The sequence below is a fragment of the Rhodothermales bacterium genome (assembly GCA_017643395.1).
Classification (GTDB): Bacteria; Bacteroidota; Rhodothermia; order Rhodothermales; family UBA10348; genus JABDJZ01.
Map to the genome: position 1 here is coordinate 83341 of JAEPNP010000002.1, position 22051 is coordinate 105391.

The 22051-nt window shown below is 64.0% G+C and carries 19 protein-coding genes; 8 read left to right on the forward strand and 11 right to left on the reverse strand.

Annotated features, from left to right (window positions below):
* Positions 1–6: 6 nt before the first annotated feature.
* Positions 7–591, reverse strand: coding sequence for a hypothetical protein (locus tag JJ896_08750; GenBank protein MBO6779726.1), 585 nt, complete (start codon positions 589–591; stop codon positions 7–9).
* Positions 592–734: 143 nt separating this feature from the next.
* Here JJ896_08750 and rfbB point away from each other — a divergent pair, with 143 nt between their 5' ends.
* The 5 genes from rfbB to JJ896_08775 are packed head-to-tail and all read left to right on the forward strand — an operon-like array spanning position 735 to position 6423.
* Positions 735–1823, forward strand: a complete 1089-nt coding sequence (gene rfbB / locus JJ896_08755; protein MBO6779727.1) for a dTDP-glucose 4,6-dehydratase — start codon at positions 735–737, stop codon at positions 1821–1823.
* Positions 1820–2551 carry an NTP transferase domain-containing protein gene (locus JJ896_08760; GenBank protein ID MBO6779728.1) on the forward strand — a complete coding sequence of 244 codons (732 nt, stop codon included), beginning with the start codon at positions 1820–1822 and terminating at the stop codon, positions 2549–2551. Before rfbB ends, JJ896_08760 begins: the two co-directional genes overlap by 4 nt.
* Positions 2548–3021: a dTDP-4-dehydrorhamnose 3,5-epimerase family protein gene (locus JJ896_08765; protein ID MBO6779729.1), complete on the forward strand. Its 474-nt coding sequence runs from the start codon at positions 2548–2550 to the stop codon at positions 3019–3021. Before JJ896_08760 ends, JJ896_08765 begins: the two co-directional genes overlap by 4 nt.
* Positions 3021–3695 (forward strand): HAD hydrolase-like protein, encoded by a 675-nt coding sequence (locus JJ896_08770; protein ID MBO6779730.1) that lies wholly within the window; start codon positions 3021–3023, stop codon positions 3693–3695. Before JJ896_08765 ends, JJ896_08770 begins: the two co-directional genes overlap by 1 nt.
* Before the next feature lie 46 nt (positions 3696–3741).
* Complete coding sequence (locus JJ896_08775) at positions 3742–6423, forward strand: hypothetical protein (GenBank protein ID MBO6779731.1); 2682 nt, start codon at positions 3742–3744, stop codon at positions 6421–6423.
* 249 nt (positions 6424–6672) lie between these two features.
* Here the strand turns inward: JJ896_08775 and JJ896_08780 are convergent, their stop codons facing one another.
* The 5 genes from JJ896_08780 to JJ896_08800 are packed head-to-tail and all read right to left on the reverse strand — an operon-like array spanning position 6673 to position 12732.
* Positions 6673–7536 (reverse strand): fructosamine kinase family protein, encoded by an 864-nt coding sequence (locus JJ896_08780; GenBank protein MBO6779732.1) that lies wholly within the window; start codon positions 7534–7536, stop codon positions 6673–6675.
* Complete coding sequence (locus JJ896_08785; protein ID MBO6779733.1) at positions 7536–8024, reverse strand: low molecular weight phosphotyrosine protein phosphatase; 489 nt, start codon at positions 8022–8024, stop codon at positions 7536–7538. The genes JJ896_08780 and JJ896_08785 overlap by 1 nt, the downstream gene beginning before the upstream one ends.
* The gene (locus JJ896_08790) at positions 8021–9526 is read right to left on the reverse strand and encodes a sodium-dependent transporter (protein MBO6779734.1); all 1506 of its coding nucleotides are present in this window, start codon (positions 9524–9526) and stop codon (positions 8021–8023) included. The genes JJ896_08785 and JJ896_08790 overlap by 4 nt, the downstream gene beginning before the upstream one ends.
* Before the next feature lie 3 nt (positions 9527–9529).
* Complete coding sequence (locus tag JJ896_08795; protein ID MBO6779735.1) at positions 9530–11953, reverse strand: penicillin acylase family protein; 2424 nt, start codon at positions 11951–11953, stop codon at positions 9530–9532.
* The gene (locus JJ896_08800; GenBank protein ID MBO6779736.1) at positions 11950–12732 is read right to left on the reverse strand and encodes a ParA family protein; all 783 of its coding nucleotides are present in this window, start codon (positions 12730–12732) and stop codon (positions 11950–11952) included. Before JJ896_08800 ends, JJ896_08795 begins: the two co-directional genes overlap by 4 nt.
* A 61-nt stretch (positions 12733–12793) precedes the next feature.
* On the opposite strand from JJ896_08800, the gene maf reads away from it, so the two are divergent.
* Positions 12794–13387: a septum formation protein Maf gene (maf, locus tag JJ896_08805; protein MBO6779737.1), complete on the forward strand. Its 594-nt coding sequence runs from the start codon at positions 12794–12796 to the stop codon at positions 13385–13387.
* 15 nt (positions 13388–13402) lie between these two features.
* Positions 13403–14164: a type 1 glutamine amidotransferase gene (locus tag JJ896_08810; GenBank protein MBO6779738.1), complete on the forward strand. Its 762-nt coding sequence runs from the start codon at positions 13403–13405 to the stop codon at positions 14162–14164.
* Here JJ896_08810 and JJ896_08815 read toward each other — a convergent pair.
* The 5 genes from JJ896_08815 to JJ896_08835 all read right to left on the reverse strand — a co-directional run bounded on the left by JJ896_08815 (position 14158) and on the right by JJ896_08835 (position 19182).
* The gene (locus JJ896_08815; GenBank protein MBO6779739.1) at positions 14158–15144 is read right to left on the reverse strand and encodes a hypothetical protein; all 987 of its coding nucleotides are present in this window, start codon (positions 15142–15144) and stop codon (positions 14158–14160) included. The genes JJ896_08810 and JJ896_08815 overlap by 7 nt on opposite strands.
* Entirely contained in the window at positions 15144–15977 is an 834-nt protein-coding gene (locus JJ896_08820) for an energy transducer TonB (GenBank protein MBO6779740.1), read from the reverse strand. The genes JJ896_08815 and JJ896_08820 overlap by 1 nt, the downstream gene beginning before the upstream one ends.
* 1 nt (position 15978) lies before the next feature.
* Positions 15979–16917 (reverse strand): universal stress protein, encoded by a 939-nt coding sequence (locus JJ896_08825; protein MBO6779741.1) that lies wholly within the window; start codon positions 16915–16917, stop codon positions 15979–15981.
* A 277-nt stretch (positions 16918–17194) separates the two neighbouring features.
* Positions 17195–17845 (reverse strand): response regulator transcription factor, encoded by a 651-nt coding sequence (locus JJ896_08830; GenBank protein ID MBO6779742.1) that lies wholly within the window; start codon positions 17843–17845, stop codon positions 17195–17197.
* Positions 17842–19182, reverse strand: a complete 1341-nt coding sequence (locus JJ896_08835; GenBank protein MBO6779743.1) for a PAS domain S-box protein — start codon at positions 19180–19182, stop codon at positions 17842–17844. The genes JJ896_08830 and JJ896_08835 overlap by 4 nt, the downstream gene beginning before the upstream one ends.
* Positions 19183–19289: 107 nt before the next feature.
* On the opposite strand from JJ896_08835, the gene JJ896_08840 reads away from it, so the two are divergent.
* Positions 19290–21647: a GAF domain-containing protein gene (locus tag JJ896_08840; protein ID MBO6779744.1), complete on the forward strand. Its 2358-nt coding sequence runs from the start codon at positions 19290–19292 to the stop codon at positions 21645–21647.
* Positions 21648–22051 lie beyond the last annotated feature (404 nt).

Here is a 22051-nt window from a genome sequence, read left to right on the forward strand (position 1 = left end):
CACGACTCAGTTCGAACAGTTTTCGGACTGCCAGCGCTGGAAGGTCTCGAGGTCTCCGCCCTGATCCAGCAGGAATGCGTGGATCTGGGAGTCAGACTTGGCCGTGACCAGCAGCTGCTCGATGACGGGCGCCTGGGCGCAGGGCTCGGGACCGGCCTGCTGCATCAGTTTCCAGGCCGCGGCACGACTGCCACCGTTGGCACGCCGAACGAGTTCGGCCTGCTCCGGAGCGCCGGTGAGCTCCCAGTAGCGAATACTGCCTACAAAATCCCCGGCTTTCTCCGCCAGACGGTAGAACTCGCGAGCGCTGAAGGGATCGGGCTCGCCGAGGCCGCGCGCCAGATGCTCCAGAAAAGACTCCGGATAGATGGCAGACGGATTCGTGTGGTACCAGCCGGCAATCGTCAGGGACCTCCCGTCGCCCTTGTCAATGCCCTCCAGGACCTGCTGGGCCAGGAGGTAGCCCTCGACCTCTTCCACCACGGGGCTGGCCACTTCTGCCGCGGATGCTACCAGTGTGGCCGAGTTTTCGGAATCGGATGCGACCCAGCTCAGTGCTCCGACGAGCAGGGTCATGAGAAACGCACGCATGGAATAAGGGGGTTGCCAGAGTTTGGGTATCGGCCGTACCACGCGATTTCTTGAACACCGGACGGACCTGCATTCTTGAGGCGGCCGCCGGAACCGCCCCGCTTTCGGCTCCTACAACGCGCCCCGAAGCAACCTCCAGCCGCTTGAACCGACCGGAAGTCCATCGCCCGAACACCGTGCTCGTCACCGGCGGCGCGGGATTCATTGGCAGCAACTATCTGAGGCAGGCCTGTGCCAGGCACCCCGATGTGCGCTGGGTCAACCTGGATGCCGTCACCTATGCCGGACGGCCCGAGAACCTCGCAGACCTGGGTGACAACTACCGCTTTGTGCACGGCGATATCGCCGATCTGGAACTCGTTCGGGCCCTGTTCCGGGAGCACGAGTTTGATACCGTGCTCCACTTCGCCGCCGAAAGCCATGTGGACCGCTCGATTCTGGACCCGCTGGCATTTGTGCGCACCAACGTCACGGGCACAGCCACGCTGCTCGACACGGCCCGCCGGGCGTGGGAAGGGCGCTCAGACGTGCGCTTCCACCACATTTCGACCGATGAGGTCTTCGGCTCGTTGGGCCCCGAGGGGCTTTTCACCGAGGACACCAACTACGCGCCTCGCTCCCCCTACTCAGCGTCCAAGGCGGGCGCGGATCACCTTGTGCGCGCGTGGTTTGAGACCTACGACCTGCCCATCGTCATTTCGAACGCGTCAAACAACTACGGGCCGTTCCAGTATCCGGAGAAGCTGATCCCGGTGGTGATTCAGAACGCTGTGGATCTGAAGCCCGTGCCGATCTATGGCAAGGGCGACAACGTGCGCGACTGGCTGCACGTGCTGGACCACTGTGACGCCATCGACCGGATCCTGCGCTGTGCAGCGCCCGGGAGCACCTACCTGGTCGGGGGCGATGAGGAGCGCAGCAACCTGGAGCTCGTGACGCTCCTCCTGGACCTGGTGGATGCTGAACTCGACCGCCCCGAGGGCACGGGACGCGAACTGATCACCTTCGTCACCGACCGTCCGGGCCACGATTTCCGGTATGCGCTGGACGGATCACGCCTGGCGCGGGACCTCGGCTGGAGGCCGTCAAGAGATCTCAAGACCGGGCTGCGCGAGACCGTGCGCTGGTATCTCGAGAACCAGGACTGGATGGACAGCGTGCGCAACCGCGACTACGACGCCTATTACCGCGAGCAGTACGGCGAGCGGCTCAAGACTTCCTCGAACGCATGAAAGGTGTGGTTCTGGCTGGCGGCACGGGAAGCCGCCTGTTTCCGCTCACCAAGGTGACCAACAAGCACCTTCTGCCGGTGGGCCTGTACCCCATGATCTACCACCCGCTGATGCGACTTCGGCGGGCGGGGGTCACGCAGATTGCCGTGGTGACCAGCCCGGAGCACATGGGCGATGTGGTGAACCTGCTCGGGTCCGGCAGGGAGCTCGGCCTGGACCTCACGTTTCGGGTTCAGGACGAGCCAGGCGGCATTGCCCAGGCCATGGCGCTGTGCGAGAATTTTGTCGGAGGAGGGCCGCTGGTGGTCTTCCTCGGCGACAACGTGCTCGAAGACGACATCACGGACGATGTGGCTGCCTTCGAGGCCCAGGGCGGCGGCGCGCGCGTGCTCCTGAAGGAGGTGCATGACCCCGAGCGGTATGGCGTGCCGCGCATTGAGAGCGGACGCATTGTCGAGGTGATCGAAAAACCGAGCGATCCACCTTCCCACTACTCCGTCACCGGCATTTACATGTACGATTCGGAGGTCTTCGACGTCATTCGGGGACTGCATCCCAGCCGCCGCGGCGAATATGAGGTGTCGGATGTGACGAACCACTACGCCTCCGCGGGCACCCTGACCCACGGCGTGCTACGGGGCTGGTGGGGGGATGCGGGTACCCTCGAGGGATGGCATGAGGCCAACCGTCTGGCGGACGGTCTGACCTACCCCGAGCTCGACGCATGACCTGGACCGACGGCATCATTGCGGACTGTCCGGTCGCACCACTGCGCCCGTTTTCCGACGATCGCGGGTGGCTGAGTGAAATTTTCCGCACGGATGAGGCCGTGGACGGGCACGTTCCGGTCATGGCGTACATCTCGGAGACCCTGCCTGGAGTAGCGCGTGGACCACATGCCCACGAGCACCAGGCGGACCTCTTTGCCTTCTTTGACGGTCGCTTTCGTGTCTACCTCTGGGACAGCCGGGAGGGCTCCGACTCGTACGGTGTGCGCCAGGTGTTTGAGGCCGGGCGGGAGTTCATGTGTACGGTCCGCATCCCTCCGGGTGTGGTGCACGCGTACCGGTGCCTGTCGGACCAGCCTGCCTTGATCCTGAATTGCCCGGATCGACTGTATGCCGGGGATGGCAAGAATCACCCGGTGGACGAGATCCGGTACGAAGACATGGCCGATTCGCCCTACACCATGGATTGATGGTCCTGCTGTTCGACATCGACGGCACGCTGCTCATGGCGCCCAAGCTGGGTCGCGTGCACTTCGAGAGCGCGATGCAGGCACAATGCGGCGCGGAACTCTCTACCGAAGGAGTGCGGTTTGCCGGGCGCACCGATCGCTCGCTGGCGCGCGAACTACTTGGGATGGCGGGTATCGCGGAGCCTGACCATGTCATGGATCGTGTGCTGGAGGACTATGCGGCCCGGTTTGAGGCTGCCATCCGACCGCAGGATGTCGAGGTGTTGCCTGGGGTACGCGCCCTGCTGGATCGTCTGGGCGGCCATGACCACCTGAGTCTCGGCCTTCTGACCGGCAACGTGGAGCGTACTGGCTGGGCCAAGCTGCGTGCGGCGGATCTGCACGGCCGTTTCGGCTTCGGCGCATTCGGCAGCGACCACGAGGACCGTAACGAGCTTCCCCGCTTTGCCCGGGATCGAGCTGCGCGAAGCCTCGGACGGGACGTGACGTTCGGGGAACTCGTCGTCATTGGCGACACGGCACACGACGTCGCCTGCGGAAAAGCCGTTGGAGCCGTGACGGTAGGCGTGTGTACCGGCTACGTATCGCGGCAGTCCCTGGTCGAAGCAGGCCCCGACCTGCTCCTGGAAGACTTCACCCGTCCGGACACCCTGCTGGACTTGGTGGGGGCCTGAGCACCTGCGTATATACCGGGCTCCCGTAGCCGGTAAATCGACGCTGATGACTCGCCTCCTCTGTCTGCTCGCACTGCTCCTCTTCCTCGCTCCTGCACAGGCCCAGGAGATCACCAGCCCCGAAGACGAGTTCGGCTTCCGATTGGGCGCCGACTACAGTCTGGCGAACTACCAGCAGATGTATGCCTGGTGGCAGAAACTGGCGGCGGCCTCGGATCGCATGACCGTGCAGGATATCGGCACCACGGAGGAGGGCCGGCCCCAGGTCATGGCGATCGTGACAAGTCCGGAGAATCACCGCAATCTGGATGGCTACCAGGACATCGCCCGACAACTCGCGCTGGCCGAGGAGCTGACGGACGAGTCGGCGCGCTTCATGGCCGAAGCGGGCAAAGCCGTCGTCTGGATCGACGGCGGACTTCATGCAAGCGAACTCCTGGGTGCCCAGCAGCTCATGGAAACGGTCTACCAGCTCATCACGCGCAATGATGATGAAACACTGCGCATTCTGAATGATGTCGTGATTCTGGCCGTGCACGCCAACCCGGACGGCCATGATCTGCTGGCCGATTGGTACATGCGCGAAGAGGACCCGGAGCGGCGGTCCTCCAGCCGGGTGCCTCGCCTGTATCAGAAGTATGTGGGACACGACAACAACCGCGACTTCTACATGTCGACGCAGGCGGAATCCATCAACATGAACCGGATCCTGTACCGGGAGTGGTTTCCGCAGATCGTGTACAACCACCACCAGACCGGCCCGGCCGGCACGGTGATGTTCGCGCCGCCGTTCCGGGACCCCTTCAACTACAACTACCACCCGCTCATCCCGCTGAGCATCGAGGCGGTGGGCACGGCCATGCACAGCCGGTTCGTGCGCGAGGGCATGGGCGGCACCACCATGCGCTCGGGCGCCAGCTATTCGACGTGGTGGAACGGTGGACTGCGCACGACCCCCTACTTCCACAACCAGATCGGGCTGCTGACGGAGACCATCGGCCACCCGACACCGATGCGCATTCCGCTCATCCTGCGCCGGCAGCTGCCCAAGAACGACATCCCGATGCCGATTGAGCCGCAGGTGTGGCACTTCCGGCAATCGGTGGACTACTCGGTGACGGCCAACTACGCCGTGCTGAACTACGCGTCGCGCAACCGCGTCGACCTGCTGTACAACATCTATGTCATGGGGCGGGACAACATCGCCAAGGGGCAGACCGATACGTGGCGCACCGACCCGAGCATCATTGCCGCGGCTAGCCAGGCAGCGCGCGATGCGGGCTCAAACCCCTCGGGGCGCCTTTCAGACGACATTTTTGAGTCTGCTTTCCGCGATCCGGAGTCGCGCGACCCTCGGGGCTACATCATTCCCCTGGACCAGCCGGACTTCCCGACCGCGACCAAGTTTGTCAACACGCTGATCAAGAATGGCGTGGCCGTGCACCGCGCCACCATGGACTTCGAGGTGGACGGCAAGGCCTACGATGCCGGCTCTTTTGTCGTGATGACCGGGCAGGCATTCCGGCCGTTCGTGCTGGACATGTTCGAGCCCCAGCGTCACCCGAACGATTTCGCCTATCCGGGGGGGCCACCGATCTCCCCGTACGACAATACCGGTTGGACGGTGGCGTACCAGATGGGCGTACATGTGGATCGGGTCCTGGACGGATTCGATGGGCCCTTTGCCCGCGTCGAGGGTTTCGCCGAAGCCGGAACCGGGTCGGTCGCCTCCGGACGTGCACGAGGTTACACGTTCCCCGCCGAGAACAACGACTCGTTTGTGGCCATGAACCGGCTACTGGATGCCGGGCATGACGTCTTCCGTCTGCCGTCGTCAGGTGGCGACTTCCATGTGACGGGCGCTTCCCGCGCGGAACTGCAGGAGTTGGCCGCCGAGCTTGGTATAGCGTTCAGCGCGGCCGCGCGTCGACCGGCTGATGCCGTGGCGATGCGCCGGGCACGAGTAGGCCTCTGGGACCGCTATGGCGGCTCCATGCCCAGTGGGTGGGCCCGGTGGATTCTGGAGCAGTTCGAGTTCGATTTCGAGGTCGTCTTCCCGAAACAGCTCGACGCCGGCAATCTGGCTGAGGATTTCGACGTCCTGGTGTTCGTCAACGGGGCCATCCCGGCTCCGGGCGGCCGATCATTCGGCTACACGGACGGCACCGGCATTCCGGAGGAATACCACGACCGTCTGGGCATGATTACGCCGGACAATACCGTGCCCGCGCTGCGGGCCTTCCTCGAAGCCGGCGGCAGCATCGTCACCATCGGCCATTCCACGGGGCTGCAGGGCCACCTCGAACTCGGCCTGGAAAACTACCTCGTGGACCACGAGGGCGTGGCGCTGGAGCGCGAGTCCTACTTCGTGCCCGGCTCGATTGTGCGCGTGCAGCTGGACAATTCGCAGCCCGTAGCCTGGGGCCTGCCCTCGGAGCTGGATGTGCACTTCAACAACAGCCCGGTCTTTTCTCCGAGCGATGCGGTCACGCCGCTTGCCTGGTTCGACTCACGGGAACCGCTACGCAGTGGCTGGGCCTGGGGCCAGCACTACCTTATGGGCGGCGTGACGATGGCGCAGGCGCAGGTCGGCGACGGCACGCTGTATCTGTTTGGCCCGGAGGTGATTAGGCGCGGACAGCCGCACGGCACTTTCAAGCTGCTCTTCAACGCCATCAGCCTGGCCGGAACGCCTGCCAGGCTGACTGAAGTGAGTTCGGACGACTAGGGGGCGCATCTGCCAGCATGCAAACGTCCTTCACGCCCACTGCGCTCCACATTGAGCCGTCGACGAAATAGACCGCCCGAGGAATCGTCGGAAGTTGAATACCGGGGCCTTGTTCAACCTATTGGGCCCGAAGATGCTGCAAAAGGTTCCATTTCGGGGCCTTTTGAACCTATTGGGCCCGCAAAAGCCGCAAAAGGTTCCATTTCGGGGGCCTTTTGAACCTATTCGGCCCGCAAAAGCCGCGAAAGGTTACCGCCCTCCTATCTCCCGAAGCGAGGCCTCCACCGACCCCTGATACCCACCGCCAAACAGGTTCAGGTGATTCAGCAGGTGGTACAGGTTATATGCGAGGTGCCGCTCTTCCCGATTCGGGGGCGGTCCGCCCGCTGCGTCGTCGTAGGCCGCAAGCCACCTGGCGTCGAACCCGCCAAAAAGCCGGGTCATCGCCACATCCGCCTCGGGATCGCCGAAGTAGACCGCTGGATCGATCAGAACCGGCCTTCCGTGCTGACTGAACATGACATTGCCGGACCAGAGGTCCCCATGCAGAAGGCGACCGCGCGCCAGATCGGGCAGTATGCGGGCGATGCGGTCTACAGCTCTCTCCAGCGCTCCGTCAAGCCGCGCCGGCCATCGCCCGATTGATCGGGCCAATGCTACCTGGGGCAGTATGCGCCGCTTCAGAAAGAACTCCGGCCAATCGGCCATCCAGCCGTTTTCCTGTTCCGAGGCCCCGATGTAGTTGTCTTCCTTCAGGCCAAACCGCTGCACCGCGTGGCTGTGCAATTCGGCCATTCCGATACCGAAACGATTCCAGGCTGCCGCGTCCGGCCGGCCAGTCTCGATCCACGGCAGGACAAGCACAGCTTCAGGTGCCTCGATAAGCGCAAGCGGCTCCGGCACGACCAGGGAGGTCCCGGCGGCGCTCAGTTCGCGAAGCCCGGCAGCCTCCGCAATCAATGCCCGCGCCACATCGCCCGTGCCCCGCTTCACGAATACCGCCCCGCCAGAGGTCTCGACTCGGGACGCGTGCGCAATGCAGCCGCCGCCCACCGGCTCCGCCCGAAGCACGGTCACTCCCAGGGCGCCTTCAACGGCCTCACGCCAGCCCACTAGAGGTCGTAGTGCGCCCTCAGGGACTTCAGGAGGGCAGCGCAGGTCCGGTCGACAATCTGGTAGACGCGCTCAAAGCCTTCCGGGCCGCCGTAGTAGGGATCCGGCACCTGATGGTCTTCCGGCTCGGGGTCGAATTCGCGGAAGAGGCGCACCTTGTCCCCGAATCGGTCCTTGCGGTCCAGAAAGAGCACATCGTGCAAATTGCTGCGATCCATCACCAGAATGTGGTCCCACTCCTGGAAATCGTCATACTCGAACTGGCGGCCCCGGCTGGTCAGGAGTACGCCGTGGCCCTTGGCCGTCTGACGCATGCGCCGGTCCGCAGGCTCGCCGACATGCCAGCTTCCCGTACCCGCCGAGTCGATCCGGAACTGCTCCTCGAGCCCCGCTTCCCGCACGTGATGCTGGAATACGCCCTCCGCGAGCGGCGAGCGACAGATGTTACCCAGGCAGACGAACAGGACGCCGATTTTCGGGTCGCTCATGCGTCAGGCGGCACGTTGGCCAGCGTGCGCCGAGCCAGCCACTTGTTCAGCGCCACGAATACCCCGATGACGAGCGCCCACTGCACCACGATGGTCATGACGGAGAACGGATCGAACGGGTCGTACCAGGTATCCGGGGCATAAACCCTGGCCGAAAGGTAGAACCACCACACCAGCAGCACGATGGCGAGCGTCGGCACCACCTTGCCGATGATGAAGTCCCAGATGGGGCCGGCTTTCCAGTCTCCTTCGACGGAGTCCACGATTTCCGTGCGGAAGCGCGGCAGACCGTAGCGGATGACGGCAAACGCCACAAACGCGCCGCATAGCATCAGCCCAACGCCCCACACAAAGTCCTGATTCGCGAAGATGTTGAGGTTGATCGCGCTGGGAATGCCCATCACGAACCCGATGATGCAGATGCCGCCGACCGCCTGTTTGCGGGCCACACCAGCGTCGACCACGATGCGTGTGGCGAGCTCGATCATCGAAATCAGGCTCGAAAACGCCGCGAACGACAGGCCCAGGAAGAACAGGCTGGCCAGTACCCGCCCGAAGCCCATCTGCGCGAAGAGCTGGGGCATCCACTGAAAGGTCAGGCCGGTCGAGGCTGGGCCACTGGTCTGCATGACCGTCAGGATCTCCCCCTGCTGCATCTCGCGACCGAGGATCGCGAACACGGTGCCAAAGATCACGATCGCCGAGAGCAGGGAGACCATGTTGTTTCCCACACCCGTGATGAACGCGTTCTTGACCGCCCCGTGTCGCGCCTGCATGTACACCGCGTAGCTCAGAATCAGTCCCCAGCCGGCCCCGGTATCCCAGGCATTCTGCGTCAGAGCCTCCAGCCACAGGCGCGGGTTGGACAGCGTATCCCATGACGGCGTGAAGAGGAATCTGACGCCGTCCCAGGCCCCCTCAAGTGTGAGTGTGCGCACCACGGCCACCAGCACGATGGCCAGCAGCGCGGGAATCAGAAACCGGTTGGCGCGCTCAATGGCGCTGACGCCCTTGAGGACGACAATCGCGCCAACGCCCATCGCAATGGCGTGAAAGCCAACGGGCCCAAGTCCACCCTGGAAGTTGTCCCAGACCATGGACGCCGACTCCGCACTCAGCGGCAGCGGCGCGGTCAGCGTCTGAATGAAGTAATAGATGCACCACCCAGCTACTACGCTATAGTAGAACATGATGGCTGTCGCTACGAATCCTACATAACCACCCATCCAGGTGTACTTCTCCCCGGCCATGCGGGTGAACGCACCGATCACGCCCATGCGCCCTTTCTTGCCGAGCGCATACTCTGCGATGATGAGCGGCACACTCCAGACGAACAGAAACAGCAGCCAGACCAGCAGGAAGGCCCCTGCCCCATCGTCCCCGGCGTTCTGGGCGGCGATTCGCGGGAAGCGCCAGATGTTGCCGGTTCCTACGGCGATACCGAGCACACTGAGCAGAAGGCCCAGCCGGCTGGAAAACTGCTGATTCTGCGAATCGGCCATGGGTCAGGGATTGATGGTCAAACGAGCGAGGGGGGTGTCGAGGTCGTCCGGCGCCTCAGGGGTGTGCAGATCATACCGCCGAAACTCTACAAAATCCTGCAGGAAGCCATCATAGCGGTCGCTGAAGGGGTTTCCGCTTTGACCGCCCGGGTAAATGCCCGTGGCGACAATGCGCGGCCCCTGGAAATCCAGGACGACCCGCCACGAGGCGGAATGGGTAACTCGCCGACCAGCCCCGGGCGAGAGCGTTTCGGAGAAACCGGGATACGGGAGTGGGCCGCGCCAGAGCGGACGCAGCGCCGCGGAGCCGGTAATGTGGCGTACCAGGAGGCCGTGCACCTCTCCCCATGTCGGACCGGTCAGATCCATTGAATCAGCTGCGGCCTGCAGGGACGCTCGCAACAGTCCGGCGGCGTCCTCCACTTCGTCCGTTTCCACCACATCCAGCCAGGGCGAGTTCGGCTGCTGCGCCAGCAACTCATACAACCGTGCACGGCGTGGGCGCTGAATACGGAAGGGCTCCTCGTCCCAGGCCAGTCGATGCAGCAGCCCATCCCATACGCTGAACAGCACCGGCTCGCGCAGGTCGACATGCGTGTCGCCGTCCCAGGCCACCAGCACGTCCCGCAACGCGGCCGCTTCGGGAGACAACCCGGCCAAATCGGCCAGCAGTGGACGGTAGAGATCCATCTGGGCCGCATGGACGTCCGCCTGATAGGAGCCGACCTCCCCCACATCATGGGTGTCCCGCGAGGACAGTAGCTGATTGATCCGTCGGGACCGGAATACCGGCTGCCAGTTGCGCCCCAGGTAATGCGGATAATCCAGCGGAGCCGGACGCTGGTTGGTGGACGTCAGAAAACCCCGATCCGGATTGATGGCATGAGGCAACTCGTCAAACGGCACGCGACCAATCCACTCCGAAGCGGCTGAGCCGCCATCGCGCACCCCGTATCCCGACCAGTCTGCGCGAATCGGCAGGTAGCCCGTGCTGCGGATTGCCACCGTATCCCGCGTTCCGACCAGGATGTTCTGCATGGGTACGTCCCACACCCGCAGCGCATCCTCGAACTCCTGATAGGTGCGCGCATGGTTCATGCGCCAGATGGCTTCGAACGTGCGGATGCGCGAGTGCCCCGTCCATTTCGTTGCAATGACCGCATCGCCCGCCGTGGAAAGCGGTCCCCAATGACTCCACCTGGTGGTATGGGCGATGGGCTCTGCGCCATGCACACGGATGGTGTCGGTGACCATCTCCAGGGCACGCCAGTCCCCTTCATACCGATAGTGAGTCCCCTCCTCATTGAGGTCCAGCCGGAGATGGTCAATCTGATCCGAGCCGGTGTTCGTAAATGCCCATCCGACGTGCTTGTTGAAGGCCTCGATGGGAATGGGCACACCCGGCACGGTCACGCCGTACGTATCCATCTCCGGAGTGACCAGGTGGACCTCGTACCAGATGGCCGGCAGGTTCAGGCCGAGGTGCATGTCGCCGGCTACGATCGGCGCTCCGGTTGCACTTCGCTCCCCAAAGACCGCCCAGTTGTTGGACCCTTTGCCGTCCAGGTAGCCCTCCAGTGCGGGAATCCCCGACACCCCGTCCCGTTGAGTCTCAGCAGGCGCCGGCCCGGGCACCGCGGCCAAGCCGCTACCGGGCATGTCTGCCGCCGCGAAGCGCGGCGTCCAGTGCCGGTCCTCATCACGGATGATTGGCACGGAAAGCGGTTCGTCCTCGCGAAACAGCTGATCGAACGCTCCCGGGGGCAGCGCCTCGCGCAGGCGCTCCGCATTCAGGGCTCCCTCCCGCTGATAGGTGAGGTCAAACATCAGATTCCAGCCCACGAGAAACGCGTCCTCAGGGCGCCACGCCTCCGGTCGATACCCGAGGAGGCGGAATTCCAGTGGCAGGAGCGCATCGTCCAGCTGGTCCAGGTATGTGTTCACGCCCTGCGAGAACCAGGTGGCCGCCTGCAGGTCAATCCGGTCTTCAGCGCGCATGGCGTCCACGTTCTCGGCAACGGCGCGTGCCATACCGGTATCCCGCAGGAAGCGGTCGGTGTCCACCAGATCGGGTCCCAGCACCTCAGCCAGCCGACCGGCCGTTACCCGCCGCAGGAAGTCCATCTGGAACAGCCGGTCATGCGCGACCACGTAACCGAACGCCCGGATCGCGTCCGCATTTGACTCCGCGAAGATGTGGGGTACGCCGCGCTCGTCCCAGGCTACCTCCACGGATCGCTCCAGGTCCGGAAGATCCAGGGTGCCGTCCGGCAGACTTTCCGCGCTGCGCGCAAGCGCCCAAATGCCGTCAACTGGATCAGCCAGATCTGCAAGGGCAAGCCCGCCGCTCAGCGGCGTTGTGAAACCGACCACCAGTCCTGCGCTCAGAATTGCCGCCGCTACGGCATGCATCCAGGGCCGCTTCAAGGAGCTACCGCTTCCTCGAGCGTCGCTGGTGCCATGCGACCGCTCAGTTCGTCGACGACGGCCGCGTAGTCCATCGCCCCCCGGCCCCGCGGGTCAAAGTCGAACGCCGTCTGGCCGTCGTGGCGGGTTGTGGACAGCGAGGCGCTGGTGCGCACGCGCGCCTGAAGCACGGCCTCCCCGTACTTCTCACGGAGATAGGCCTCGTAGGCGGCGTGATTTCGCTTTCGCGCGTCGACCATGGTGAGCAAGAACAGCGTGCTTTCCAGGTCGGGATTGAGTTTGCGCCCTACCGTCACAGCGGTCTGGTACGTCTGCTCGGCACCCACCACGGGCTGATACTCGGGCAGCACCGGCACCAACACGTACCGGGAGGCTGCCAACGCGTTGAGCGTGAACACCGTCAGGGCTGCCGCGGTATCGAAGATGACGTAGTCCCAGTCATCCAGCCCCTGCACAAACTCCCGCGCCCACAGCACGTCGATGGAACGGGTCAGCCGCCGCAGGTCGGTCGAAAGACGCGTAGAGGCCGGGAGCAGACTGAAACTGCCCGTCTCGACGACTGAAGACTCATCCAGCTCGGCACTCTCCTGAAACATGATGCACGAAGACCGCTCAGGAAGCGGCTCAGGCACCCCCATCATGCGAGTCAGAAACCCCTGAGGATCCAGATCCACCACCAAGACGCGGTGCCCACTCATGCCCAGCGCCGCCGCCAGCATCATGGTTGAGGTAGTCTTTCCTGTCCCGCCCTTGTGATTACAAACCGTGATCGGGATCATCGGCACCGGCCGTTAGCGAAACACGAATCTAGACCGCCCCCCGGACCTCAGTCAACCGCCCATGTTTCTCCGCTTCCACGTCCCCGTGATCCTGGCTTCCGGCAGCCCGCGCCGGAAGGCGCTGCTGGAGCGACTAGGCGTGCCGTTGACCGTGATTCCCAGCGGTGCTCCGGAGCACATCCTGCCCGGGGAGTCTCCTTCCTCCATGGTGGCGCGGCTGGCGCTGGACAAGGTGCGTGAAGTGGCCTCTTCGCACCCTGAAAGCCTGGTGATCGGTGCCGACACCGTAGTGGTTCTGGGCGATGAGGTCCTGGGCAAGCCAAGCGATCCTGCCGAGGCCCGGGCCATGTTGCGGCGCCTGTCGGGCTGCACGCATGCCGTCTATACGGGCATCGCCGCGTCGTTTGAGGACAGGGAGTCGGCCGACTACACGCGCACGGCCGTAACCTTCGGCGAACTGAGCGATGCCGAGATCGCCCGCTATGTGGACGGCGGGTCTCCGATGGACAAGGCCGGTGCCTACGGCATTCAGGACGACGCCGGTTCCCTCTTCGTTGAGCGCATCGACGGCGACTACTACAATGTGGTCGGCCTCCCGCTTCGTAGTCTGTACAGACTTCTTGCATCCAAATTCTCGGATCTGCTTGTTTCGTAGCAGGTTTGCGCGTCCATGTCCGTCACCCAGTCCAACTCACGCATCCTCCTGCTTCAGGCCCGTGCCGAGCCGGAGATGGAACTCCAGGAGCAGGAATGCTTCGTGGAGCGCTGTCGTATCCGCCCGGAGCAGCTCATTTCCGTCAATGTGGTGCGCGACAACCTCCACCCGGGCCTGCTTGATGACGTACAGGCCTTCATGATCGGAGGGGCGGGCGCGTTTTCTGCGTGCAACGAATACCCCTGGATGGAGCACGCCCTGAACCTGATTCGTGCGGCCGCCGAGCGCGGCATGCCCACGTTTGGATCCTGCTGGGGTCACCAGATGATTGCTCGGGCGATGGGCGGACGAGTCGAACACGACGGCAGCAAGGCGGAGATGGGGTGCCACCACATCACGCTGACCGAAGCCGGCAGAAAGGACCCGCTGTTTCGGGGCTTTCCGGAGTCGTTCCTGGCCAACATGGGTCACCATGACCGTGTCACGAAGCTGCCGCCCGGCGCCATCGAACTGGCCGACAACGCCTCACAGCCGAATCAGGCGTTCAGACTGGCGCATCTCCCCGTGTACGGCACGCAGTTCCACAGTGAACTGGACGCCAAACGCGAGCGCGAACGGCTGCTGGCGTATCGCGAGCATTATCTGGAAGACCTGCCGTCCGAGGAGGCCTTTCAGGAAGCAGTGGACAGCCTTCGGGAAACCACCGAGGTGGATCACCTCCTGTATGACTTCCTCAAGCTCTACGTGGCCGGATTCGCGGCCTCGCCTGCTCAGTAGACGTTCAACAGGACCTCGTTCACCGGTCTGCGCAGGGTGATCACCCTCGATTCCGGCAGCCCGACGCGAAGCACTACCTGAGCCTTGAGCCCATCCTTGATGAGAGCGTTGACGCGCTTGCGATAGCGCCCCAGCTCCAGGGGTTCGTTGTGGAAGGTCGCGGCCAACCCCTCTCCCGCTGCTGCCAGGAGCAGCTGCGCAAGAACCTGCCCCGTCTCCAACCATGAGGCGTGGGAGTCGGATCGCGACGCGAGCACGAACACAGCCGGGCCGCCGTCGGCGAATTCCCGCACAAACTGAGGCTCCGGTCCTGTCTCGCGCAGGTAGTGCTGCCGACCCACCGGAAGGCCGTCGCGACTGTGTTTTCTGTCTGGATGCTGCCATGCTGCGCGCTCCCGCTGATACCTCCGGTCCTTCTCCCTGGCGCGCCGCGCATCGTACACCACTTCAGCCAGCCGCTGTCGCTGCATGCCGTCGTCAATCAGAATGGGCTGAACATGCGGGTTGTCCAGGCGGCTCAGCGTGTTTAGCAGTGTACCCTGCGCCGGAATGTGCGCAGCGAGCGCCGACCCCTGCGCATGCCGGTGTTTCATGGCTTCGAATTCCCGAACGATGGCCTGGGCGGGGTCTTCAGGCAGGCCCGCTCTGACCACCGCCAGAAGGTCGGGCCGACTCAGGTCTGGAAATGTCTGGACGGCGGGCTGCCGACCGAATCGCCGCATCGCCAGCTTGAGGTGGTACAGCGCAGCGCCGCAGGAAATCACGAGCTGCCGATCATCCGGATCAGCGACGGAGAGCCCGCGGCGTCGATCAGCAAAGATCTGGATGGTGTCCCCGTTGACCGTAAACAACCAGGGCTGCGTGTTCAGGGTCGAGGGCGCCATCACGGCGTAGTTCAGCAGAAAGCGGCCACGCGCCTCCGGATCGTGCAGCGTCCAGAAGTCTTCCTCGCGCGTCTTCCACGGATCATGTCTGTTCATCAGTCCGGCCGTTCAGTGCCCCGACTCTCAAGTCGGAATCGAATTGGAATTGCCATACTGACCCGCACGGGCTTGCCTCGTTGTTTGCCGGGCACAAAGCGCAGTTGCGCCACGGCTTCCATCGCAGCCTTGTCCAGGACTTCCGAGGCGGAGCGGGCCACCGTCAGGTTGCTCGGCGTGCCGTCGGGCTCCACGACAAACTGGATGATGGAAAGCCCCTCCACGCTGGCCTGACGGGCAATGTCCGGGTATTCAAGGTGCTCGTAGACTTTGGCGGCGCCACCGATGATCTGCGGCATCTCCTCCACGACGACGAAGATCTCGGGTTCGACCTCTTCGGCGACTTCCGCTGCTGGCGGCGCAGGAGGCGGAGGCAGGACCAGGGCCGGCGCGTCCAGATCCAGGCTGACGTCCATATCGAGGACCTCATCATCCAGAATCACATCGTTCGGCACTTCAACCGGTACCGGCGGACGTGGCGGTGGAGGAGGACGCTCGACCTGCTGTGTCTGCTGGATTTCTTCCATCTGCACGACTTCCTGCTGGGCGAGCGTATAGTCCAGCGCTTCCGTCTCCTGGCCGATGGGTGCCCGAATCAGGCCAATCGTGACCAGGATCGCCGCAATCAGTGCCAGTTGGAACGTGATGCGGTAGTTCTTGCTCAGGTTGACCTTGTCGCTGCGGGTAATCTTGCGCCGACCGCGCACCCGCGGCAGAGCCGCGGGTCCACGTTGGGTGTGCTCAGACGGTGTCCGCTCGGACCGTGCACGAGGTTCGCGCCGGTCCATCGAGCGACGCGGCGGCGGCTCCGTCTTGTAGGATGCGGTGTTCACCTTACACCTCCGCGAGTTCGTGGCTGGTTAACGAGGCGATTTCCGGGAGCGGCATCGTGCGGATTGTCAGGACCGGGCACGTCGCCGTGCGCACCACGCGTTCGGCCTCGCTGCCCATCAATACGTGACCGAGGCCAGTCAGGCCGTGGGTGGCCATCACGATCATGCCGTCGCCGTTTTCGTGGGCACTCTCCACGATTTCTGCGGCCGGATGTCCGACCCGCACCTCGAATACCACGGGCACCGCCGGTCCGTGTGCTTTCGAGTAGGCCTTGCGCAGGTGCTCGAGCGCGCGCTCTTCCACATCGGGCTGCAGGTCGTAGATGGAGTAGGCGCCCGCGTTGTAAAACGCCGGGTGCACGACCTCCTCGACCACATGCATGACGCGCAGCCGCGCTCCCGTTGCTGCGGCCAGCTGCCGGGCCGTCGGAATGACCTCGAGCGAGCGGGACGAGAAGTCCAGCGGCAACAGAATCTCGGCGTTCGGGCCTGGCGTGAGCACATCGACCGTATCCCGCTGGTGCACGGTCAGTACGGGGCATGGAGCCGTGCGTACAGCTTCCTCGGCCACCGAGCCCAACATCAGTCGACGCAGGCCACGTCTGCCGTGGGTGCCGACTACCATCAAATCGATGTCATTCGCCTCCGCGTATCGCACCAGGGCGGGTGCGGCGGACACATCCCGCAAGGTGTCGTACTCGAGATCGATATCGCCTACCTGCTTGAAGCGGTCGGCAACCGAGCTGCGGACTGCATCCCGGATGCGATCCTGGTGCTCCTTGGCCAGGGTTGGCGTGAAGGGCTCGTCGTGCAGCAATTGCACGTAAACCACGTGGAGCTTGGCTCCGGTCGCTGCTGCCATCCGAATGGCGGCCTCCAGGGCATGCCTGGAGCAATCCGAGAAATCCTGCGCAGCAAGAATGTTTTTGATGCGGATCATGTGAACGACTCCCCGCCTGCTGGCGGATCTGGTGTTCTACATGATGGTATCGACCCCGGACGAGGGTCTCGGAGAGGGGTGGGCCCCGGTAGAATGTGGGGGCGGCGAACGGGATGGTGCGGGGAAATCCCCTACAGGGCTTCCGGCGGCGGCGGGGCGGGGCTACCCGGCAGCGGTGCCCGGAGGCGGCGGAGCGGGGCTACCCGGCAGCTGCGGTGCCCGGCGGAGGCGGAGCGGGGCTACCCGGCGCCCTGTGCCCAACGGCGGCGGGACGGGGCTACCCGGCGCCTTCCCCCTCCACCCAGTTCACGGCGTGCTGCATGAACTCGGCGGCGTTGCGCAGATTCAGCTTGTTCTTGATCCGGGCCCGATAGGACTCGACGGTCTTGACCGAGAGGTGCAGTTTTTCGGCGATGTCCCGGGTGGCGTGTCCTTTTCCGGTCATCTCGAAAACCTCCAGCTCACGATCGCTGAGCACCTCGAGGGGCGACTTGGCGAGCGGGTCGTGACCCTGCGCCATGCCCATCAGCAAGCGGTCGTTGATCTCCTCAGACACGTAGATGCCGCCGCGCAGCACACGCCGCACCGCTTTGACGATGACATCGGCCGCCTCCAGCTTCATCACGTAGCCGCGGGCCCCGGCACGGATTGCGCGCTCGGCATACAGCGCCTCGTCGTGCCGGGAGGCCACGAGGATCGGCAGGCCGGGTTTTGCAGCCTGGATGTGTTTGATCAGCTCAAGGCCCGACATTCCGGGGAGAGAGACGTCCACCACACAAAGATCTACTTCCTGCTCCCCGAGCGCGTCCAGGGCTGCCTGGGCGTCTGCGCACTGAGCCACGACGCGCAGGTCACCCTCGGCCTCCAGGGACATGGCCAGGCCCTTGCGCATCAGCGGATGGTCATCGACGATGAGGATGCGGGTCATGCCTGCACGGATTCAGCAAACGGAATGTCACAAGATACCAGTGTGCCGCCTTCGTCAAGTGATCGGATCGACAACTGGCCGCCGAGCACACCGGCCCGGTAGTGCATGATGCGCACACCCATGCCTCCCTTGTCTGCCGCCGATTCCTGGAATCCCACGCCGTCGTCCTGCACCCGCAGGTGCAGCATGCCGTGCGATGCCGAAAGGCGCACGGTGACGTGCTCCGCGAGACCGTGCTTGAAGGCATTCGACACGGCCTCCTGCGCGATGCGGTAGACGTTGACCGCGTCCGTTGCATCCGGCACGGGCACATCGCCTTCCCGAGTGTATTCGCACGTGCCTCCGAACAGGAGGCGGGCCTGGGACGCAAGTCGATCCAGAGCGGCAGAGAGCCCGTTGCGGTCCAGTTCAACCGGAACGAGGCCCTGCGCAAGAGCTCGGGCCTGTTCGTCTGCTTCGCGCACCAGGTCAGCTATTTCCTGAACGTCTACGGACGCGTTGTGCCCGTCCGAAGCCAGATTCCGGGCGATGTTTCTGGCGATCAGACCGATGCCCGTGAGCATCTGGCCCAGCCCATCGTGCAGATCATGCCCGATGCGCCGTCTCTCCTCCTCGCTGACCTTGAGCACCTCATTCTCCAGCCGGCGTCGCTCCGAAATATCGCGCACTACGCCGGTGAAGATGCTCTTGCCGTCGATGCGCGCCTCGGAAACCGCCAGATCCAGCGGAAACAAACTGCCGTCTTTTCTCCGGCCGACCACCTCCCGGCCGATTCCGATAATCCGGGCCTCACCCGTTGACAGATACCTGGAGAGATACTGGTCGTGGCGGCTGCGGTCCGGCTCCGGCATCAGCATGGACACGTTTCGTCCGACGATCTCCTCCGACGCGTAGCCGAAGATTCCAGTGACAGCTTTGTTTACTGACTGCACCTGTCCGCGCTCGTCGATCACCAGAATGCCGTCCACGGTGTTGTCCAGGATGGACTCCAGGCGAAGGTGCCGCTGTACCCGCTGGGTCAGCCGGGTCGCGAAGAAGGGGCATCGGCCGGCAAAAGCCTGCGTGGAGGTCGCAATGTCATCCAGGCCCGTGTCGATGAGGCGACGTGCGGGCACCTCAGACCGCCCGACGCCGACAAGCATGGTATGAGAACCCACCTGCTGACGCGCCTTCGCGACCTGATCCAGGGCATCCTGCCCATCGCGAAAGAACAATACGCCGATGGGCCACCTCGCCTCCGATGCGGTTTCGGGGCCCGTAACCACGCATCCGGCATCTACCGCATCCGCGATCTCAAGGCGCTCCTGATCAGTGGCGTTCAGCAGCAGAATGTGCATGCGAGAGCGAGGAAGAGAGAAATTGGCGCAACTCCTGTAATGACCGGACGTTAACGCGCACAAAGAGATTGCGACGCACCGTTAGCATTCGCGGCGCCGCCACAATAATGGATACAACCTTCCCATTCACGCAGAAATTGAGCCTTGGGCCGCTCATCGACTTCTGGAAGTCGATGGCCGGAGAGGGCGACAAGTCTGCGGACTCCTTCATCCGCACGCTGATGAAGGAGGTCAAGGCGCACCCGGTTGTCGGGCGCAAGGAACTGACAGTGGAAGAGCTGGACGGGCCGTCCGACCTCGTTCACAAGCTCATGAGCGCCGTGTTTCCGTGGGCCACGATCGACCGGCATATCGCTGCTGCGATCGTGCCGTTCGAGCTGGCGCCGTTCTACACAACGCCTGCCTGGGATGAGCTGGATCTCCTGGCGTTTTTCAGCCCTGAGACGAATCCCGCCTGCCCGATGACGCAGACGGAGATGACGGAGGCACGCACGATGAAGGCGTACCACCTCATCCTGGAGCGCCTGTATGGTGCCGGATCAGACTTCAATTTGCCGTTCGTGGTGGGCCGGCGACAGCCCGAAAACGGACTGGAGCGCTTCTTCCAGATCGAAATTGACCCCCGGTTTGTGCAGGTCAGCGTCAAGGGCGGCAAGCCGCGCCTCAAGGAGGAGACCATCCGGGAGCTGCTGCATGATCCCACCAACCTCAAGCTCTGGCGCGAGCATCTGCCTCCGGAGCGGTTTGTGTTCTCCGGCTTTGGCCTGGTGCGCGCCATTGAGGTGACCAACCAGCAGATTCTGTCGCTGATCAAGAACGACTTGCTTGATCATCGGGATTTTACGGCCGATGCGGGGCTAGACGTGCTTCAGGGCCATATCCGCTCACTTCTCGGCAAGCCGGATCTGGAACTTGGCATCCTGGCCCTCGAGAGCCAGTGTGTTGCTGACCTCGGCAACAGCCGGGTGGTCGGCCGGAGCCTGGTGCTTTCCGAGAACGCGCTCCCGGAATGCTCCAAGACTCACGTCTCGGCCTACGCGCGAGCCATCGAGTACGGAGAGCCGGTTTTTGTGCAGGATCTCGATCACAGCGAGGCCATGACCGGCCTCGAGTGGCATGTGCAGCAGATGGGCTTCCGGAGCCTGGCTGTGTTTCCCCTGCGGGAAAGCAACCGGGTCGTCGGACTGCTGGAACTGGTCTCCCGGGAGGCGGAGAATCTCACCCCGCGCAGCGCAATGCGGCTGGCGGATGTGACACCACTGCTCGCGACTGCACTGAACCGCACGCTCGAGGAACGCGAGAACCGCATTCAGTCCTTTATCAAACGGAATTACACCGCCATTCACCCCATCGTTGAGTGGCGCTTCCGCCGGGCGGCGCTGGAGCAGATGGACGCGCGCACTCCGGTGCCCATCGGCCCCATTGTGTTTGAAGACGTGTATCCGCTGTACGGACTGTCCGACATCCGGCACTCTTCCACGCTGCGCGCCGACGCAATTCAGGACGACCTGACCGAGCAGTTGGGGCTGGCATTGGCGGTAATCATCGAGGCCTCCTCCATCAAGGCGCAGCCTGCACTGGACGAGCTCGGTTTCCGTCTAGGGCGTCAGATTGATGAGCTTCGAGGAGAGATGCTTGCGGGCGAGGAAAGTGAGCCTATGCGACTCCTTCGTGAGGAGGTGGAGCCGCTCTTCGATGCCCTGGCGCAGCTCGGACCGACCGTAGCCAAACGCGTCGAGGAGTACCGCGACAGCATCGACCCCGAACTGGGCATGGTGTATCGCAAGCGGCGCGACTTTGAGGTGGCACTGACGCTGATCAATGACAGGCTGTCACGGTTCCTGGATGCCCGCGAGGAGGTGGCGCAGGGCCTGACCACGCACTACTTCGAGAAGTACCGCACCGACGGCATCGACTACAATATCTACGCTGGCGCTGCCCTGCGAGAGGACGGCCAGTTCGACGATCTGGACCTGCGCAACCTTCGACTTTGGCAGCTCATGACCATGGCCGGTTGTGTGTGGGAGATGGAGCAGCTGAAGCCGGATCTACCGCTCGCACTCGAGGTCGCGCACCTGATTCTGGTGCAGTCCAACCCGCTTTCCATCCGTTTTCGCCCCGACGAGAAGAAGTTCGACGTTGACGGCGCCTACAACATTCGCTACGAGATCGTCAAAAAGCGCATCGACAAAGCGGAAATTCGGGGCACGGGCGAACGCCTGACCCAGGCGGGCAAAATTGCCATCGCATATTCGCTTGCCAGCGAGCAGCGCGAGTATCTCCGTTACCTCGAGTATCTCCAGGGTGCAGGCTACCTTGAGCCCGGCGTTGAGATGCTGGAGCTGGAGCCGCTGCAGGGCGTGCACGGCCTGCGCGCCATGCGCGTGACGGTAGCACGGACTCAGCCGTCGGACGACTTCCTGGTGGAGGTGCTGCCTGCGACTGTGGCGCTGACGCGGGACTGAGGCTGGTTGGGGCGATTCCGCCGGCGTGGTTCGGTGGCGTGGTTTCGGCGATGCGGTTCGGCGATGCTGCGGCGCGGGGCGGCGGCGAGCGGCGCGGGTTCGGCGGCGAAGTTTCGGCGGTGCGGCTCGGCGGCGCGGCGATGCGGCGCGGATTCGGCGCTGAGGTTCGGCGGCGCGGGCTCGGCGGCGCGCGGCGCGGCAGCGGGTGGCGGCGGCGCGGGTTCGGCGGCGCGGGTTCGGCGGTGGGCGGCGCGGCGGCGGGTGGCGGCGGCGCGGGTTCGGCGGCGAACTTTCGACGGCGCGGCAGGGCACGAATTGCCGCAAACGTGGACTTTCGGCCCCCGATTCCACGTTAGTTAGACCGCGACGGGACCCCAAGTCGAATGGGGCGCCATATTCCACTT

Coding starts and splice junctions, on each gene's coding strand:
- JJ896_08750 (MBO6779726.1), bottom strand. CDS start 591: ATGCGTGCGTTTCTCATGACCCTGCTCGTCGGAGCACTGAGCTGGGTC.
- JJ896_08760 (MBO6779728.1), top strand. CDS start 1,820: ATGAAAGGTGTGGTTCTGGCTGGCGGCACGGGAAGCCGCCTGTTTCCG.
- JJ896_08765 (MBO6779729.1), top strand. CDS start 2,548: ATGACCTGGACCGACGGCATCATTGCGGACTGTCCGGTCGCACCACTG.
- JJ896_08770 (MBO6779730.1), top strand. CDS start 3,021: ATGGTCCTGCTGTTCGACATCGACGGCACGCTGCTCATGGCGCCCAAG.
- JJ896_08775 (MBO6779731.1), top strand. CDS start 3,742: ATGACTCGCCTCCTCTGTCTGCTCGCACTGCTCCTCTTCCTCGCTCCT.
- JJ896_08785 (MBO6779733.1), bottom strand. CDS start 8,024: ATGAGCGACCCGAAAATCGGCGTCCTGTTCGTCTGCCTGGGTAACATC.
- JJ896_08790 (MBO6779734.1), bottom strand. CDS start 9,526: ATGGCCGATTCGCAGAATCAGCAGTTTTCCAGCCGGCTGGGCCTTCTG.
- JJ896_08800 (MBO6779736.1), bottom strand. CDS start 12,732: ATGATCCCGATCACGGTTTGTAATCACAAGGGCGGGACAGGAAAGACT.
- maf (MBO6779737.1), top strand. CDS start 12,794: ATGTTTCTCCGCTTCCACGTCCCCGTGATCCTGGCTTCCGGCAGCCCG.
- JJ896_08810 (MBO6779738.1), top strand. CDS start 13,403: ATGTCCGTCACCCAGTCCAACTCACGCATCCTCCTGCTTCAGGCCCGT.
- JJ896_08815 (MBO6779739.1), bottom strand. CDS start 15,144: ATGAACAGACATGATCCGTGGAAGACGCGCGAGGAAGACTTCTGGACG.
- JJ896_08825 (MBO6779741.1), bottom strand. CDS start 16,917: ATGATCCGCATCAAAAACATTCTTGCTGCGCAGGATTTCTCGGATTGC.
- JJ896_08830 (MBO6779742.1), bottom strand. CDS start 17,845: ATGACCCGCATCCTCATCGTCGATGACCATCCGCTGATGCGCAAGGGC.
- JJ896_08835 (MBO6779743.1), bottom strand. CDS start 19,182: ATGCACATTCTGCTGCTGAACGCCACTGATCAGGAGCGCCTTGAGATC.
- JJ896_08840 (MBO6779744.1), top strand. CDS start 19,290: ATGGATACAACCTTCCCATTCACGCAGAAATTGAGCCTTGGGCCGCTC.